Origin of the sequence: Marinomonas ushuaiensis DSM 15871, assembly GCF_000521805.1 — a bacterium.
In the GTDB taxonomy this organism is placed as follows: domain Bacteria; phylum Pseudomonadota; class Gammaproteobacteria; order Pseudomonadales; family Marinomonadaceae; genus Marinomonas; species Marinomonas ushuaiensis.
This window is the reverse complement of the sequence record NZ_JAMB01000003.1, coordinates 240,864-253,190: the sequence shown is the minus strand read 5'-3', so window position 1 is coordinate 253,190 and position 12,327 is coordinate 240,864. Positions and strand designations below refer to the sequence as shown.

The 12,327-nt window shown below is 38.2% G+C and carries 15 protein-coding genes and 1 rRNA gene; 8 read left to right on the top strand and 8 right to left on the bottom strand.

All coding sequences use genetic code 11. From position 1 onward, the window contains the following. The first annotated feature begins 185 nt into the window (after positions 1–185). The 8 genes from rrf (at position 186) to MUS1_RS05830 (ending at position 6,337) form a co-directional block, all read left to right on the top strand. Positions 186–300, top strand: a 5S ribosomal RNA gene (rrf, locus tag MUS1_RS05865). Between the two features lie 369 nt (positions 301–669). Beyond that, positions 670–1,455 carry an ectoine/hydroxyectoine ABC transporter substrate-binding protein EhuB gene (gene ehuB / locus MUS1_RS05860; protein WP_245595758.1) on the top strand — a complete coding sequence of 262 codons (786 nt, stop codon included), beginning with the start codon at positions 670–672 and terminating at the stop codon, positions 1,453–1,455. Positions 1,456–1,473: 18 nt separating this feature from the next. Beyond that, positions 1,474–2,136, top strand: a complete 663-nt coding sequence (gene ehuC / locus MUS1_RS05855) for an ectoine/hydroxyectoine ABC transporter permease subunit EhuC (RefSeq protein ID WP_036160084.1) — start codon at positions 1,474–1,476, stop codon at positions 2,134–2,136. Further along, positions 2,133–2,810: an ectoine/hydroxyectoine ABC transporter permease subunit EhuD gene (ehuD, locus tag MUS1_RS05850; RefSeq protein WP_036160081.1), complete on the top strand. Its 678-nt coding sequence runs from the start codon at positions 2,133–2,135 to the stop codon at positions 2,808–2,810. Before ehuC ends, ehuD begins: the two co-directional genes overlap by 4 nt. After that, positions 2,807–3,580, top strand: a complete 774-nt coding sequence (gene ehuA, locus MUS1_RS05845) for an ectoine/hydroxyectoine ABC transporter ATP-binding protein EhuA (RefSeq protein WP_036160079.1) — start codon at positions 2,807–2,809, stop codon at positions 3,578–3,580. The genes ehuD and ehuA overlap by 4 nt, the downstream gene beginning before the upstream one ends. A gap of 106 nt (positions 3,581–3,686) precedes the next feature. After that, positions 3,687–4,400, top strand: a complete 714-nt coding sequence (locus MUS1_RS05840; protein ID WP_036160077.1) for a ZIP family metal transporter — start codon at positions 3,687–3,689, stop codon at positions 4,398–4,400. 121 nt (positions 4,401–4,521) lie between these two features. Further along, a complete protein-coding gene (locus tag MUS1_RS05835) occupies positions 4,522–5,694 on the top strand; it encodes a benzoate/H(+) symporter BenE family transporter (RefSeq protein ID WP_156924864.1) in 1,173 nt (390 codons plus the stop codon). Positions 5,695–5,704: 10 nt separating this feature from the next. After that, complete coding sequence (locus MUS1_RS05830) at positions 5,705–6,337, top strand: GntR family transcriptional regulator (RefSeq protein ID WP_036160073.1); 633 nt, start codon at positions 5,705–5,707, stop codon at positions 6,335–6,337. Positions 6,338–6,343: 6 nt separating this feature from the next. Here the strand turns inward: MUS1_RS05830 and MUS1_RS05825 are convergent, their stop codons facing one another. Genes MUS1_RS05825 through MUS1_RS05790 form a run of 8 tightly spaced genes read right to left on the bottom strand, consistent with a single transcriptional unit; the run spans position 6,344 to position 12,302 of the window. Continuing rightward, positions 6,344–7,015 (bottom strand): sensor histidine kinase, encoded by a 672-nt coding sequence (locus tag MUS1_RS05825; protein ID WP_036160071.1) that lies wholly within the window; start codon positions 7,013–7,015, stop codon positions 6,344–6,346. 2 nt (positions 7,016–7,017) lie between these two features. Next, positions 7,018–8,217, bottom strand: a complete 1,200-nt coding sequence (locus tag MUS1_RS05820) for a response regulator (protein ID WP_036160069.1) — start codon at positions 8,215–8,217, stop codon at positions 7,018–7,020. Positions 8,218–8,243: 26 nt separating this feature from the next. Further along, the gene (yacG, locus tag MUS1_RS05815; RefSeq protein ID WP_036160066.1) at positions 8,244–8,468 is read right to left on the bottom strand and encodes a DNA gyrase inhibitor YacG; all 225 of its coding nucleotides are present in this window, start codon (positions 8,466–8,468) and stop codon (positions 8,244–8,246) included. Beyond that, positions 8,462–9,073 (bottom strand): dephospho-CoA kinase, encoded by a 612-nt coding sequence (coaE, locus tag MUS1_RS05810; RefSeq protein WP_051436130.1) that lies wholly within the window; start codon positions 9,071–9,073, stop codon positions 8,462–8,464. Before coaE ends, yacG begins: the two co-directional genes overlap by 7 nt. Beyond that, the gene (locus MUS1_RS05805; RefSeq protein ID WP_036160064.1) at positions 9,070–9,852 is read right to left on the bottom strand and encodes a prepilin peptidase; all 783 of its coding nucleotides are present in this window, start codon (positions 9,850–9,852) and stop codon (positions 9,070–9,072) included. Before MUS1_RS05805 ends, coaE begins: the two co-directional genes overlap by 4 nt. Next, positions 9,849–10,916: a type II secretion system F family protein gene (locus tag MUS1_RS05800; RefSeq protein WP_036160063.1), complete on the bottom strand. Its 1,068-nt coding sequence runs from the start codon at positions 10,914–10,916 to the stop codon at positions 9,849–9,851. The genes MUS1_RS05805 and MUS1_RS05800 overlap by 4 nt, the downstream gene beginning before the upstream one ends. After that, positions 10,903–11,853 (bottom strand): GspE/PulE family protein, encoded by a 951-nt coding sequence (locus MUS1_RS05795; RefSeq protein WP_036160061.1) that lies wholly within the window; start codon positions 11,851–11,853, stop codon positions 10,903–10,905. Before MUS1_RS05795 ends, MUS1_RS05800 begins: the two co-directional genes overlap by 14 nt. After that, positions 11,850–12,302, bottom strand: coding sequence for a pilin (locus MUS1_RS05790; RefSeq protein ID WP_036160059.1), 453 nt, complete (start codon positions 12,300–12,302; stop codon positions 11,850–11,852). Before MUS1_RS05790 ends, MUS1_RS05795 begins: the two co-directional genes overlap by 4 nt. Between the last annotated feature and the right edge of the window lie 25 nt (positions 12,303–12,327).

Here is a 12,327-nt window from a genome sequence, read left to right as displayed (position 1 = left end):
GTGAGAGTAGGTCGTCGTCAAGCTTGAATTAAAAAGAACCCCATATGACCATGTTGTGTGGGGTTTTGCAAAGAGACTCATGTGAGACGGTGATTCTTCGTCAAGCTTGAATTAAATCTAACCTAATTATTGGTTAGTAGAAAATTGATTTCATTAGACAGTTTCTAATGAAGCAAACCAGTTTTCTTGATGATCATAGAGGCGTTGAACCACCTGATCCCATCCCGAACTCAGAAGTGAAAAGCGTCATCGCCGATGGTAGTGTGGGGGATCCCATGTGAGAGTAGGTCGTTATCAAGATTTAATTAAGAGAGCCCTGATTACTTAAGTAATCAGGGCTTTTTTTGTTTTAAAAATACAAAATAAATTTTTATGGTAGGGATAACTAATTAATGTGACTGTTAGGTGCACGTCTGGAATAATCTGCGATTGCATGATTTAGGGTCTTTATTTGTTTATGCTATCAATTTTTTGTTTTAAATGTTGGCTGATAAAAATAATATGTGCACTAATGATTACAGAACTAATTAATACTTGAGTTATTTACTATTTTTCTCTATTGTTAAAAGGGTATATATCTTTTAATTAATAAATACGAGGTCGATAATGAGAGGGAATTTAGGTAAATATCTTATATCTCTAATTAGTTTTTCTATGGTTTTTTCTTCTATGTTTGCATCAGCAAATACATTAGAAAAAGTACAAGAGGCAGATACCATTACAATTGGTGTTGCCAATGAAGTTCCTTATGGCTATACCACTCCAGATGGAGAGCCTGCAGGTGAGGCGCCGAGCATTGCCGTGCATGTTCTGAATAATTTAGGTGTAGCAGACGTAAATGTTGTTGTAACTGAATTTGGTTCCTTGATTCCAGGTCTTCGAGCTGGTCGTTTTGATGTCATCGCGGCAGGTATGTACATTACGCCGAAACGCTGCGAGCAGATCTTATTCTCCAATCCTACATATAGTATCGGTGAAGGCTTTTTGGTTAAGAACGGTAATCCAGAAGCTCTAAATGGTTACGATGATATTAAAGATAAGTCTGCGAAGTTAGGTGTGATGTCTGGTTCCGTTGAGTATGGTTATGCTCGTGATTTTGGTATTCCACTTAGTAACATTGTGACATTGCCAGATTATCCATCAGGTGTAGCAGCTCTTAAGTCTGGCCGTATTGATGCCCTTGCGGGGACAAGTTTGACGATGGCTTCTTTAGCTCAGAAAGATACCCGTGTTGAATTAGCGCAGCCTTTTACTCCTCTTATGATTAAAGGTAAATCTATTAAAGGATACGGTGGTTTTGGTTTCCGTCCTGCAGATACCGCTTTGCGTGATGCATTCAATGGGGAGCTTAAGGGTTTTATTGATACAGAGTCTCATATAGCAATGGTGGAAACTTACGGTTTTGGTAAACATACTTCGCCTGGCGATATGACCGCTAAGAAACTGTGTCAATAATACTAGGGAATTGAATTCATGGAATTTGGAGAGATTGTCTCCGTATTACTCCAAGGGGCTGTTGTTACAATTGAAATTGTAGCAATGGCTTTGCCTCTCGCCATTATTATGGCATTTAGCTTTGGTTTAATTCGTCTTTATGCATCTGCACCATTCAAACAAATTGCAATTTTTTATATAGAGTTTTTCCGTGGTACATCCGCATTAATTCAGTTGTATTGGATTTATTTTGTTTTGCCGTTTTTCGGTATTACGATTGATGCGATGACAGCCGCCGTTGTAGCGTTAGGATTGAATATTGGGGCTTATGGGACAGAGGTCGTTCGAGGTGCTATTCAGTCTGTTCCAAAAGGGCAATTTGAAGCTTCAATAGCACTGAACTTCACAGCGACTCAGCGACTATGGCGCATTATTATGCCGCAAGCGCTTGTTAATATGATTCCACCATTTGGTAATTTAGCGATTGAGTTGGTAAAAGCAACATCGCTTGTTTCTCTGATTACGATTGGTGATTTAACATTTAAAGCAAAGTCTCTAGCGGATACAACACTGCAAGTTGGTGAAATCTTCGGAGTTGTTTTGGTCTTATATTTTGTGATGGCTCAGTGTTTGATGTTTTTTATTAAACGTTTAGAAAAACGCCTTAGTAAAGGTTTAGGTCGTGGAGGGATTCATTCATGAATGGATTTCATTGGGACTGGGCGTTCATGTGGGAAGTGTTTCCTATCATTTTGTCTGCCGCTAAAGTGACTTTGTTGGCTACCTTGCTAGGCAGTATTTTTGCTATCGTGATGGGGTTAGTTTTTGCTTTATTACGACGTAATTCAAGTAAAACAATACGATTGAGTGTTTATTGGGTCGTCGAATTTATTCGTAGCACACCATTGTTAGTTCAGATCTTTTTTCTTTATTACGTTATGCCAGAATTCGGAATCAGTATGTCTCCGTTGGTTACTGGGGTGTTTGCTCTTGGTCTTCATTATGGCGCTTACTTATCTGAAGTTTTTCGTAGCGGTATTGATGGCATTGAAAAAGGTCAATGGGAAGCTGCTCGAGCGTTAAATTTATCTAAGTTAGATACTTACAAAGACATTGTTCTTCCTCAGGCGATTCGTCCAATGATTCCTGCGACAGGCAATTACATTATTGCTATGTTCAAGGAGACGCCACAGCTTTCGGCCATTACTTTATTAGAAATGCTACAAATGGCGAAAATCATTGGCTCTGAAAACTTTCGATATTTAGAACCATTTACTTTGGTCGGGGTTATGTACTTGGTGTTTAGTCTTTTAGCTGCTTTTGGTATTCATCAGCTTGAAAGGCGCTTTCCAAAAGAAGGATTTAGTTTGAAATGAGCACACCTATTATTGAGTTTAAAAATGTTAAAAAGTGCTTTGGTGAAACCGTTATTTTTAGTGACTTCAACTTCAAAGTTGAAGAGAACGAGATAGTTTCTATTATTGGGCCAAGTGGCTCAGGTAAAAGTACATTATTGCGCATATTGATGACCTTAGAAGGGATTGATGGCGGTTATATAAATATAGCGGGTGAGTCCTTATGGCACATGCTGTGGCAGGGGCAATATGTACCTGCTAATAACAAGCATTTACATAAAATGCGAAATCATCTAGGCATGGTTTTCCAGCATTTTAATTTGTTTCCGCATATGACCGTCAAGCGTAATATTACTGAAGCTCCAATGCGAGTTAAGGGGATTTCCAGAGAGGAAGCCGAAGCGTCAGCAGAAAGGTTGCTTCAGCTTGTTGGTTTGGCTGATAAAGCGGATAGTTACCCAAATGATTTATCCGGTGGTCAGAAGCAGCGAGTAGGGATTGCGAGAGCTCTTGCGATGAAGCCATCTATATTACTCTTAGATGAGATTACATCGGCTTTGGATCCAGAATTAGTCGATGAGGTGTTGGATGTCATTCGTAACCTTGTTAAAGAAGAAAGCTTCACTATGCTACTTGTAACTCATGAAATGTACTTTGCTCGTGAAATTAGTGACAGGGTGTGCTTTTTTGATAAAGGCGCTATTGTGGAGGAGGGTAAACCGGAGGCTATTTTCACACAACCTCAAGAAGAACGAACAAAAGCATTTTTAAATGCTTACCTTGGACAATAATTAAGAGCTATGAGCAGAGCTACTATTAAGCACGAACTACAATTAATAGAAGCTCTATTGATAATGACTGTATAATTTACTTCAAATTTTATTGGGTGTTAATTGTATGGATTCGTTATATAGCGTTATTTTGTTAACGCTTTTTGCGGGCTTGGCTATGCCTGTAGGGGCTCTACTTGCTCATTTTGAAAAAATTAAATCAGTATTGTTAGAAGATGAATTAATACATGGTATTACGGCTTTTGGTGGTGGGGCATTATTGTCTGCCATTGCTTTAGTATTAGTGCCAGAAGGAATCGAGCAATTCTCTCCTTGGTCTTCTGTTATTTTGTTTTTATTAGGCGGCATCGCATTCATGCTACTTGATATTCAACTATCAAAAAGCAAAACATCAATGAGTCAGTTAGTGGCGATGTTGGCAGATTTTATTCCAGAATCCTTGGCTCTTGGTGCTGCTATCGCTTTAGGTGGTTCAGAAGCCGTATTGTTAGCAGCTCTTATTGCTATGCAAAACCTACCTGAAGGCTTCAATGCTTTTCGAGAGCTAAAGAGTTCTTCGAACTATTCTTCCTATAAAATCGTATTTTATTTTTTTATTCTTGCTTTATGTGGCCCTGTTTCTGGGGTTATTGCGTTTATCTGGCTTGCTGAATGGCCAGCATTAATTTCTGGTGTTATGTTGTTTGCTTCTGGCGGAATTCTATATGCAGTCTTTCAGGATATTGCACCTAAAGTTGTATTAGAAAAACATTGGGCGCCACCAATGGGAGCTGTGATGGGTTTTGCTCTTGGTTTAGTTGGTTTTATGTTAAGTCATTAAATGAGGCCTTTACAAGACTACTACGCTTGTTAATGACTCTAAATAATAGATAAAAATGTATACAAAAATTAATCATTTAGAATATAGTGATCATGCTTTAACAATTTAAAGGGATGAGTCTGTGTTCAAGATAGTAAATGATATGAGTGTGAGTGCTTTAGTTGCAGGCTTTATTGCTGTGCTAATTGGTTTTGCGAGTTCAGTCGCCATTGTTTTTCAGGCCGCCCAAGCCGCCGGTGCAGACGAAAATATGATCGTGTCTTGGATTATGGCTCTTGGCTTTGGTATGGGGGCAACCTGTTTTTTCCTATCTTTATGGTATAAATTCCCTGTTATTACGGCTTGGTCAACACCTGGAGCCGCATTACTTGCTACGAGTTTAGGCTCTATTACTTATCCTGAGGTGATTGGGGTATTTGTTTTCGCTGGCCTGTTAGCTGTATTAACCGGCGTGTCTGGTTTATTTGATAAAGTCATGCGCTTGGTACCTTTGCCTATTGCTTGTGCGATGCTGGCAGGTGTTTTATTTCAGTTCGGCCTTTCAATTTTCGACTCAATGGTAGGTGATGCTTTTCTTGTTGGCACTATGCTGCTGGCTTATTTAATTGGTAAACAGCTTTTACCTCGTTATGCTGTTCTCTTTGTTTTAATAGCTGGCGTTGTTTTTGTATTAGGTCGCTCTGAGACTCATTTCTTATCAAATATTCCTTTCAATATTGGTTCTCTAATTTGGGTTTGGCCTGAATGGAATGTCGGTGCTCTCATCGGTATAGGGTTACCCCTGTATATTGTTACCATGACTTCTCAAAATATACCTGGCGTTGCAGTAATGCGCAGTAGTGGTTATGAAACACCAGTATCACCATTGATTAGTTGGACCGGCTTTACGTCTGTTGTATTGGCGCCATTTGGTGGTTTTGCTTTCAATTTAGCGGCAATCACGGCAGCGATTTGTTCTGGTCAGGAATGCCATAAAGATCCTAAACGTCGATATATAGCAGGTTTATCTGCTGGCGTTTTTTACGCCATTGCCGGATTAGCTGGTACTTCTGTTGTTGCTTTATTCTCGGTGTTTCCTGCGACTATGATTGCAGCTTTGGCTGGGATTGCCTTGCTGGGAACAATTGGTATGAATTTAAAAACAGCTATGATGGATGATGCTAACAGAGAGGCGGCGCTTGTTACTTTTTTAGTGACGGTTTCAGGTGTTTCTTTTGGTGGTATTGCTTCTGCATTCTGGGGGATTTTATTTGGTGTTATTTGCCTTTTGATATCGAAAATTAGGTTTAAGTAAGGTTTTCTCAATGGAAATTAGTAAAAAAATTAAAGAAGACATATTAAACAATCGATTAGCAAGGGGCGTTCCCCTTCGTCAAGTTAAGTTATCAAATCGTTATGATGTCAGTAGAATTCCCATAAGAGACGCACTTTTATCTTTGAAAGGTGAGGGTTGGTTAGTGCCTCATGGTAAAGCCGGAGTCATGATTCCTGCTTTGAATTGGAAAGAAGCTGAAGATCTTTATTTAATGCGCGCAGGATTAGAGTGTCTGCTGTTTGGCATGGCATTTGATAAAATTACCAATGAAGATATTAGGCATGCGAAAGCCTTTTTTGCTGAGCTAAATAAAGAAAGCTTAACACTAGTAGAAAAAGGTGAACTTAACTGGTTTTTTCATAACGCCTTATATCAAGCTGCAGATAGACCAACTTTACTGCGAGTGGTAGAAGGATTAAATAAACAAGCAGTACGTTATCTTGGCTTTCAATATGGTCCTTTAGGGTATCGAGAAACGAGTCAAAAACAACATGAGGCATTGCTTTTGCTAATTGAATCCAAAGACAAAAAATTAGCACTTACTTATTTGAGAGAGCATATTGAAAAGGCGGGTAAATTGCTTACTCAATACTTGAAAAGCCTAGAGATTAAAGAGTTCTAGTAAGAGCTATTCTGATTGAGGTAGGTAGACAGCCAAGCTGGCACCACCAATAGATGACGATGTCTCTTTCTTAATATAGCCTTGGATATCATTCACAGTATGAGCTGTGGCTGAGAGCTCGGCGAAATATAAGCCTAAGCCAGTATTTGCTTCAATGAAGTCTTCAGAGAAATCGTCACTTAGACTATCTTTGAATCCTTTGCCATCATCTTCTATAGAGATAATGAGAAAATTGTCTTTTTTTCTAGCTTGAATCAGTATCTTTGATTTCGCAAAGCGAAAGGCATTATAAACAGCTGTACCAACAACAGCTGTCATTAGCCGCTCATCAAATACGCCGGTTAAACTAGGGTCGCAGATGTAATTTAAATCTAGGTTTTTGGCTTGAGCAGAAGGTTGTAAGGCAAATACTTGGTCGTCTAAAAACTCATCGATTAAAAAGGTGTCAACATGTAGTTCATAGCCATCAGATGCCAAACGATATAGGTATAAATATTCCACCCATTCATCGTTTAATTTCTTTAAAGATTCTTCGATTGATACAATTTTATTTCGGCTTGAGTCTTTATTATCTATCGAATCTTTTAGACCTTGAAGTTGGTATAAAAGTGTACCCACTTGGTTTTTACTTTCATGTATGGCGCTAGCAAGAATAGTACTAATATTTAATTTTTTCATTTCTAGCCTTCAAATACTTTAAGATAAGTGGCGCTTTGTTCTTTGGTTGGTGTAATCGCAGTATCATTTAGCCAAGTATCAAATATTTGTTTGGCTGTTAGGATATCATTATCTGCTAAATAGACGTCTATCTCGTAACTGTATGCTTTTGCTTTGTTTATAGGATCTTCAAAAAAGAGTTCATTGAACTTTTTAAGTGTAGTATCGAAGTTATCTTTCTGGCGAGGTATTAAAGGCCCTTCATCGGAAATTCTAGCAAGAGACTCTAAATGACAAATATAAGGTTCTACCGTGTTATAACAGGAATGCTTTGCTAAAAAAACGGCTCTTCGGTAAGCCATTTCTGCCGTTATATTATCTTTCAATAAAAGACTTACTCTACCTAACTCCATCTGGCGTAATATATTTTTAGGTGATCGAGCAATAGCTTCACTCAATGTTTCTTGTGCTGAAGTAAGATCACCTTGAGCTAATTGGATTTTTGCCAACCAATCATAAGCACTGACAAAAAACCTGTTATCAAGCATTAATTGGCGAAAGCATTGTTCTGATTTTTCTAAATTATCTAGGAAAAAGTAAGATTTTGCTTTACCAAATAATGCCCATGGCATTTTTCGGTCTTTTAATGTGTTTTTAAATGATGAAAGAGCGTCTTTATATTCTTGTAGCTCTAGAAGACTTTCTCCGATAATTCTTTCGCATTTGCCAATTAGGGTGGGGTATTTTTTTATGACCAATTCGGCTTCAGTTATTGCTCTTCGGTAGTCGTTTGCGTCAAGAGCTATATTAACATTATAAAGTCGTTCTTTTGTTTCTAATAATTTCCTTAGGCGGCGTTGTAATATGGCTTGAGAAAAAGGTTTAGTAATGTAGCCATCAGGTTGAAATTCAATAGCACCCATAACCATCTGAATAGAGGTTTCAGCCGTAACCATAAGGTAGGTCGCTGTATTAGGGATCAATTTTGAATGTCTGACTTCTTCTAACAGTTGTTGGCCATCCTTGCCGTTGCCTAAATTGTAATCAGATAAGATGACATCAAAAGATTTACTTTGCAGTAGCTCAATAGCAGCTTCGGCTTTCATTGCGATATCAATGGATGTAAATCCGAAGTCTGTCAGCATTTTTCGCTGCATGATGCGTGCTTCTGCCATGTCCTCTATAAGTAATGCTTTTTTCTTAGAGAAATCCATTTGAGCCATAAATAATTACATTCCAGTTTTAGCTGTTATAAAAAAGACTTATTTTTATCGACAACGAGATCTTCTGAAAAAATTTCATCTTCTTCAGAGGTCTGTTGTGGTATCGAATAAGATTCACTTGCCCAAGCACCTAAATCAATGAGTTTGCATCTTGCGCTACAAAAGGGTCTATCAGGGTTTTCCTGAGACCAAGGTGACTTTTTTTGACATGTAGGGCAAGCAACTAAGGTTACGGTATTACTCTTTAACATACTAATAACTCTAAAATTTTTTCATGCAATGTAATGACTTTAGCATTCATTTCGTTAATATTACCAGAATTTTCCAAGACTAGATCCGCTCTATTTATACGTTCACTGTTACTTAATTGTGTCGCAATAATTTTTTCTGCATTTTCTCGGCTTATTTGGTCTCTCGCTATTACTCGTTGTAGCTGGATCTCGCTTGAAACATCAATCGCAATTACGAATTGGCAAATAGTATTCTGTTTTGTTTCGAATAATAAGGGATGGACGAGCAACGCATATTTTGAAGAGGTGTTGTTCAGTTGGGTTTGAATTTCTTTTCGTATGGCTGGGTGTGTAAGTGATTCGAGCCATAATCGTTCTTTGGGTTCGTTAAAAATAATGGTGCGAAGAGCGCTTCGGTTCAAAGAGCCATCTTTTAAAAGAATACTGTCACCATAGTGTTGATGAATTTGACTAAGGCAATCAGACCCTGGCTTAACCACGAATCTAGCAACATCATCAGCATCGACACTTTGAATACCTATCGCATTAAAACACTTTGTGATTGTGCTTTTGCCTGAACCTATGCCACCAGCAAGGCCAATAATAGGAGTTGTATTGTTCATCATAAATAAAACACTATTATTCCTGAAAAAATTAAAAACGGACCAAATGGAATTTGTTCGGAGCCACCTTTATTGAAGGTTATAGTGTATAGGATTCCGACTAGACTTGCACAAAGTAGTAAGGCAGACAAATTTGAAATGCCCAGCCAAGCGCTAAGGGCTGATATTAATTTTACGTCGCCTAAGCCTATTCCTTCTTGCTTTCTGATTGTTGAATAAAACAGACGTAAAGAATATGCAAAACAATAACCAATAAGGATTCCAAGTACGCTGGTCTCTAGTGTCATATTCAATAGGTGGATTGATAAAGCGCAGATTAAAATGATGACACAACATTCATCTGGAATGAGTTTATGTTCCAAATCAATAACGGTAGTTGTTATTAAGGCACTGATTAGGGTTGTGTGTAATATTAATGAATACGTATCTAAAGGAAGCCATAACAAAGGTAGGCATAAAATCAGATGTAAAGCCTCTATGATGGGATATCGATAGGAAATCGAATGTTTGCAATATCGACACTTACCCTTAAGCAGTAAAAAACTAACTATAGGAAGTAAATCAAACCATGCTAATAAATGTGAGCAGTGGCTGCAGTGTGATCTTTTTGCTTTTATTGAGTCTTTACTGTCGATAAAAGGAATGGACAGTAGATGATGTGCTTCTTTACGCCATAAATAAAAGCACTTGGTTGGCCAGCGTACTGAAAATGCAGCTGAGTAACTTCCTAGACTTAAAGCGAAAATTACGTAGAAAAATAGTTCAATATTGGTTGTGCTCATGTGGGCATTTCCAATAAAGGGGCATACAAGGAAATAAGGGCTGAGGTCACAAATCCACCTGCAATAAAAAGGCAACAGGCAGGAATTATTTTTTCCAATAATGAAACATTTTTTTGCCAGCGTTTTTCATGTTCTTTAGCCGCGAGAGTTAAGGCTCTTTCTATGTCTCCATCTTGTTCTGCAGAGTGTAGAGCAATGGCAGACTCATTTGGAAACCATTTTATCGGGAAACTGCTTGCGTAACTTTGGCCTAGTTTGAGTGTGTAGTAAATGCTTAGAATGTCTTCTTTGATTTTTGCATGTTTGAAATATTCTGGCATGCTTTTTAGTGCGTCTTGTAGGGTCAATCCTGTTTTTCTAGTGGTGCTTAAAAGAGAGAACAGTTTTGTTAAGCGAAAATTATCACTGAATTTTTCTAACCAATGACAGGCGTTTCCTTTGTATAGACTATGGATGATCAAAAGTTGAGCTGAACTGCATAAGATATAAATTCCTATGTCGCTGATCAGTGAGAAAAATTTTGTCGTCAATGCTGTTGATTGGAATACTCGATTGGCGATCATGATGGTAAGGGCTATTTGAATGATGCTGAATGGATAGGCGATGGCTTTAAGTAATCGCTGGGACCAATTAAGTAAAGTGTTGAGTTGTTCGATAGACACGCTTAAGCTCTTTTCACAGTCTTCTCTTGTTCCTTGAGAGTTTAATAATTGACAATAAGGTGATGTAGATTGGTTTGTTAGCTTGCTTAGTGTGTTATTAAATAATGCGCCTCGTTCTAACTCTCCTAATAATGCTTTACTTACTATAGCGATAGTCGGGTGCGTTGAAGATAAAGCAAGATGAGTAATGGCTTGGTTAAGTTGTAATCCAGACTGTAAAGCGCTTTGAACTTCCTTGTAAAAAATCAATAGTGCTTTGTAGTCTAATTTTTTAGGTTTCCACTCAAAAATGGATATTTGCCAATGTCCATTTCTAATCAAATCGAAAAGTAAGTTATTTTCAGATAATGCGTATCGATAGTCGATGTCGTCATTATTTGATTTGACTTTATACCAAGGCATGGTTTATCTCATTATCTTGATGAATAAAAGCCTGCCAGAGTGCAGGTGAGGAGATTAGGTGATCGTAGTCTTTAGGTAAAGTGTCTTGCCATAATGGTAGTAAACCATTAAATGCAGGACACTGAGACGCAGATTTATAAAGCATGGACTGGTGAATGATAAGTTTTAGCGAGCTCGCCAGAGAGAAGAAGTCGACTTGCCAGCCATGACAACGATGAATTGCATCTAATGCTGAATTTGTATGTAGTGTAGCAAGTACAAGGTGACCGGTTAACGCTGCATTTACTGCAAGATTGGCCGTGATCGCATCACGTACTTCTCCCACCATAATGACATCTGGGTCTTGTCTTAGAAATGACTTTAAAAGGGTTGCAGAATCTAAACCTATGGCTTGATTGGGCTCGCATTGAAACAAACCTTGAATTTCATACTCAACTGGATCCTCTATGGTGAATATGGTTCTTTTTCCATTATTGAGAGTATCTAGGCATGAATAAAGCGTTGTGCTTTTACCAGCACCCGTTGCGCCACAAACTAGAACCAATCCACATGATGTATTTAATACGGAACGTAATGTATTGAGGAGGCTGGCTTGTATACCTATATCATCAAGAGCCAGTCTGTTCTTTTCAGGGAGTAGCCTCATGGCGACTTTTTCGCCTTTGACGGTTGAAATAATGCTGACGCGAATGAAGGTACTCCTGTTTCTTTCTTCAAATAAAAACTGACCTTCCTGAGTTCTTCTTGTTTCTGATAAGTCTAAGTTGGATCGCATTTTAATACGATTAATAAGGTTTCCACTTTCAGGAAGGTCTGCAATTTTATGAAGTTGTCCATAGCAGCGTTGGTAAACATAAACGCCAGCTGTTGAATGCTCAATATGAACATCGGTGGCATGGTTGCCGACAGCATTGGAAATAATCTCTTCTAATGTCATTCGTCTTCTCCTGCTATGCTTTTGCATTGTACAGGGAGAATATTTGCATCGAGATCAGAGGTGCAAATCCAATTTCTATCTGCATCTCGGGTGTATTGAATATATTGGTCTTCAGTGATTCCTGTGTTGCTGTTTAGCTTTAAGAGAATATTGCCAGTACTGTCACTTTGGTTATCGACCGTAATGGATTTGACAATAGAGTCTTCGGGTAGGGTGCGCTTTATAAGATTAAAGTCACTCGTGCTCGGAAAATAGCCATATAAAAGAATAAATTCTTCTGTTAATGATTGGTGTTGAGTGGCGAGATTTTGTGCTTCTATTAATTTGGCTTTAGATATTTGTCGTGTGAAAGTCGGTGCGGATAGGCTAGCTAGAATAGAAATAATGGCAATAACGACCATTAATTCTAATAGTGTAAAGCCTCGCATTGTTAGACGAGAAAGTAGCATTCTTCACTCCTTGAAGATTATTGAT

Excerpts from the sequence above, each read along its gene's own strand:
- ehuB (WP_245595758.1), top strand. The coding sequence starts at position 670 with ATGTTTGCATCAGCAAATACATTAGAAAAAGTACAAGAGGCAGATACC.
- ehuC (WP_036160084.1), top strand. The coding sequence starts at position 1,474 with ATGGAATTTGGAGAGATTGTCTCCGTATTACTCCAAGGGGCTGTTGTT.
- ehuD (WP_036160081.1), top strand. The coding sequence starts at position 2,133 with ATGAATGGATTTCATTGGGACTGGGCGTTCATGTGGGAAGTGTTTCCT.
- ehuA (WP_036160079.1), top strand. The coding sequence starts at position 2,807 with ATGAGCACACCTATTATTGAGTTTAAAAATGTTAAAAAGTGCTTTGGT.
- MUS1_RS05840 (WP_036160077.1), top strand. The coding sequence starts at position 3,687 with ATGGATTCGTTATATAGCGTTATTTTGTTAACGCTTTTTGCGGGCTTG.
- MUS1_RS05830 (WP_036160073.1), top strand. The coding sequence starts at position 5,705 with ATGGAAATTAGTAAAAAAATTAAAGAAGACATATTAAACAATCGATTA.
- MUS1_RS05825 (WP_036160071.1), bottom strand. The coding sequence starts at position 7,015 with ATGAAAAAATTAAATATTAGTACTATTCTTGCTAGCGCCATACATGAA.
- MUS1_RS05820 (WP_036160069.1), bottom strand. The coding sequence starts at position 8,217 with ATGGCTCAAATGGATTTCTCTAAGAAAAAAGCATTACTTATAGAGGAC.
- yacG (WP_036160066.1), bottom strand. The coding sequence starts at position 8,468 with ATGTTAAAGAGTAATACCGTAACCTTAGTTGCTTGCCCTACATGTCAA.
- coaE (WP_051436130.1), bottom strand. The coding sequence starts at position 9,073 with ATGATGAACAATACAACTCCTATTATTGGCCTTGCTGGTGGCATAGGT.
- MUS1_RS05805 (WP_036160064.1), bottom strand. The coding sequence starts at position 9,852 with ATGAGCACAACCAATATTGAACTATTTTTCTACGTAATTTTCGCTTTA.
- MUS1_RS05800 (WP_036160063.1), bottom strand. The coding sequence starts at position 10,916 with ATGCCTTGGTATAAAGTCAAATCAAATAATGACGACATCGACTATCGA.
- MUS1_RS05795 (WP_036160061.1), bottom strand. The coding sequence starts at position 11,853 with ATGACATTAGAAGAGATTATTTCCAATGCTGTCGGCAACCATGCCACC.
- MUS1_RS05790 (WP_036160059.1), bottom strand. The coding sequence starts at position 12,302 with ATGCTACTTTCTCGTCTAACAATGCGAGGCTTTACACTATTAGAATTA.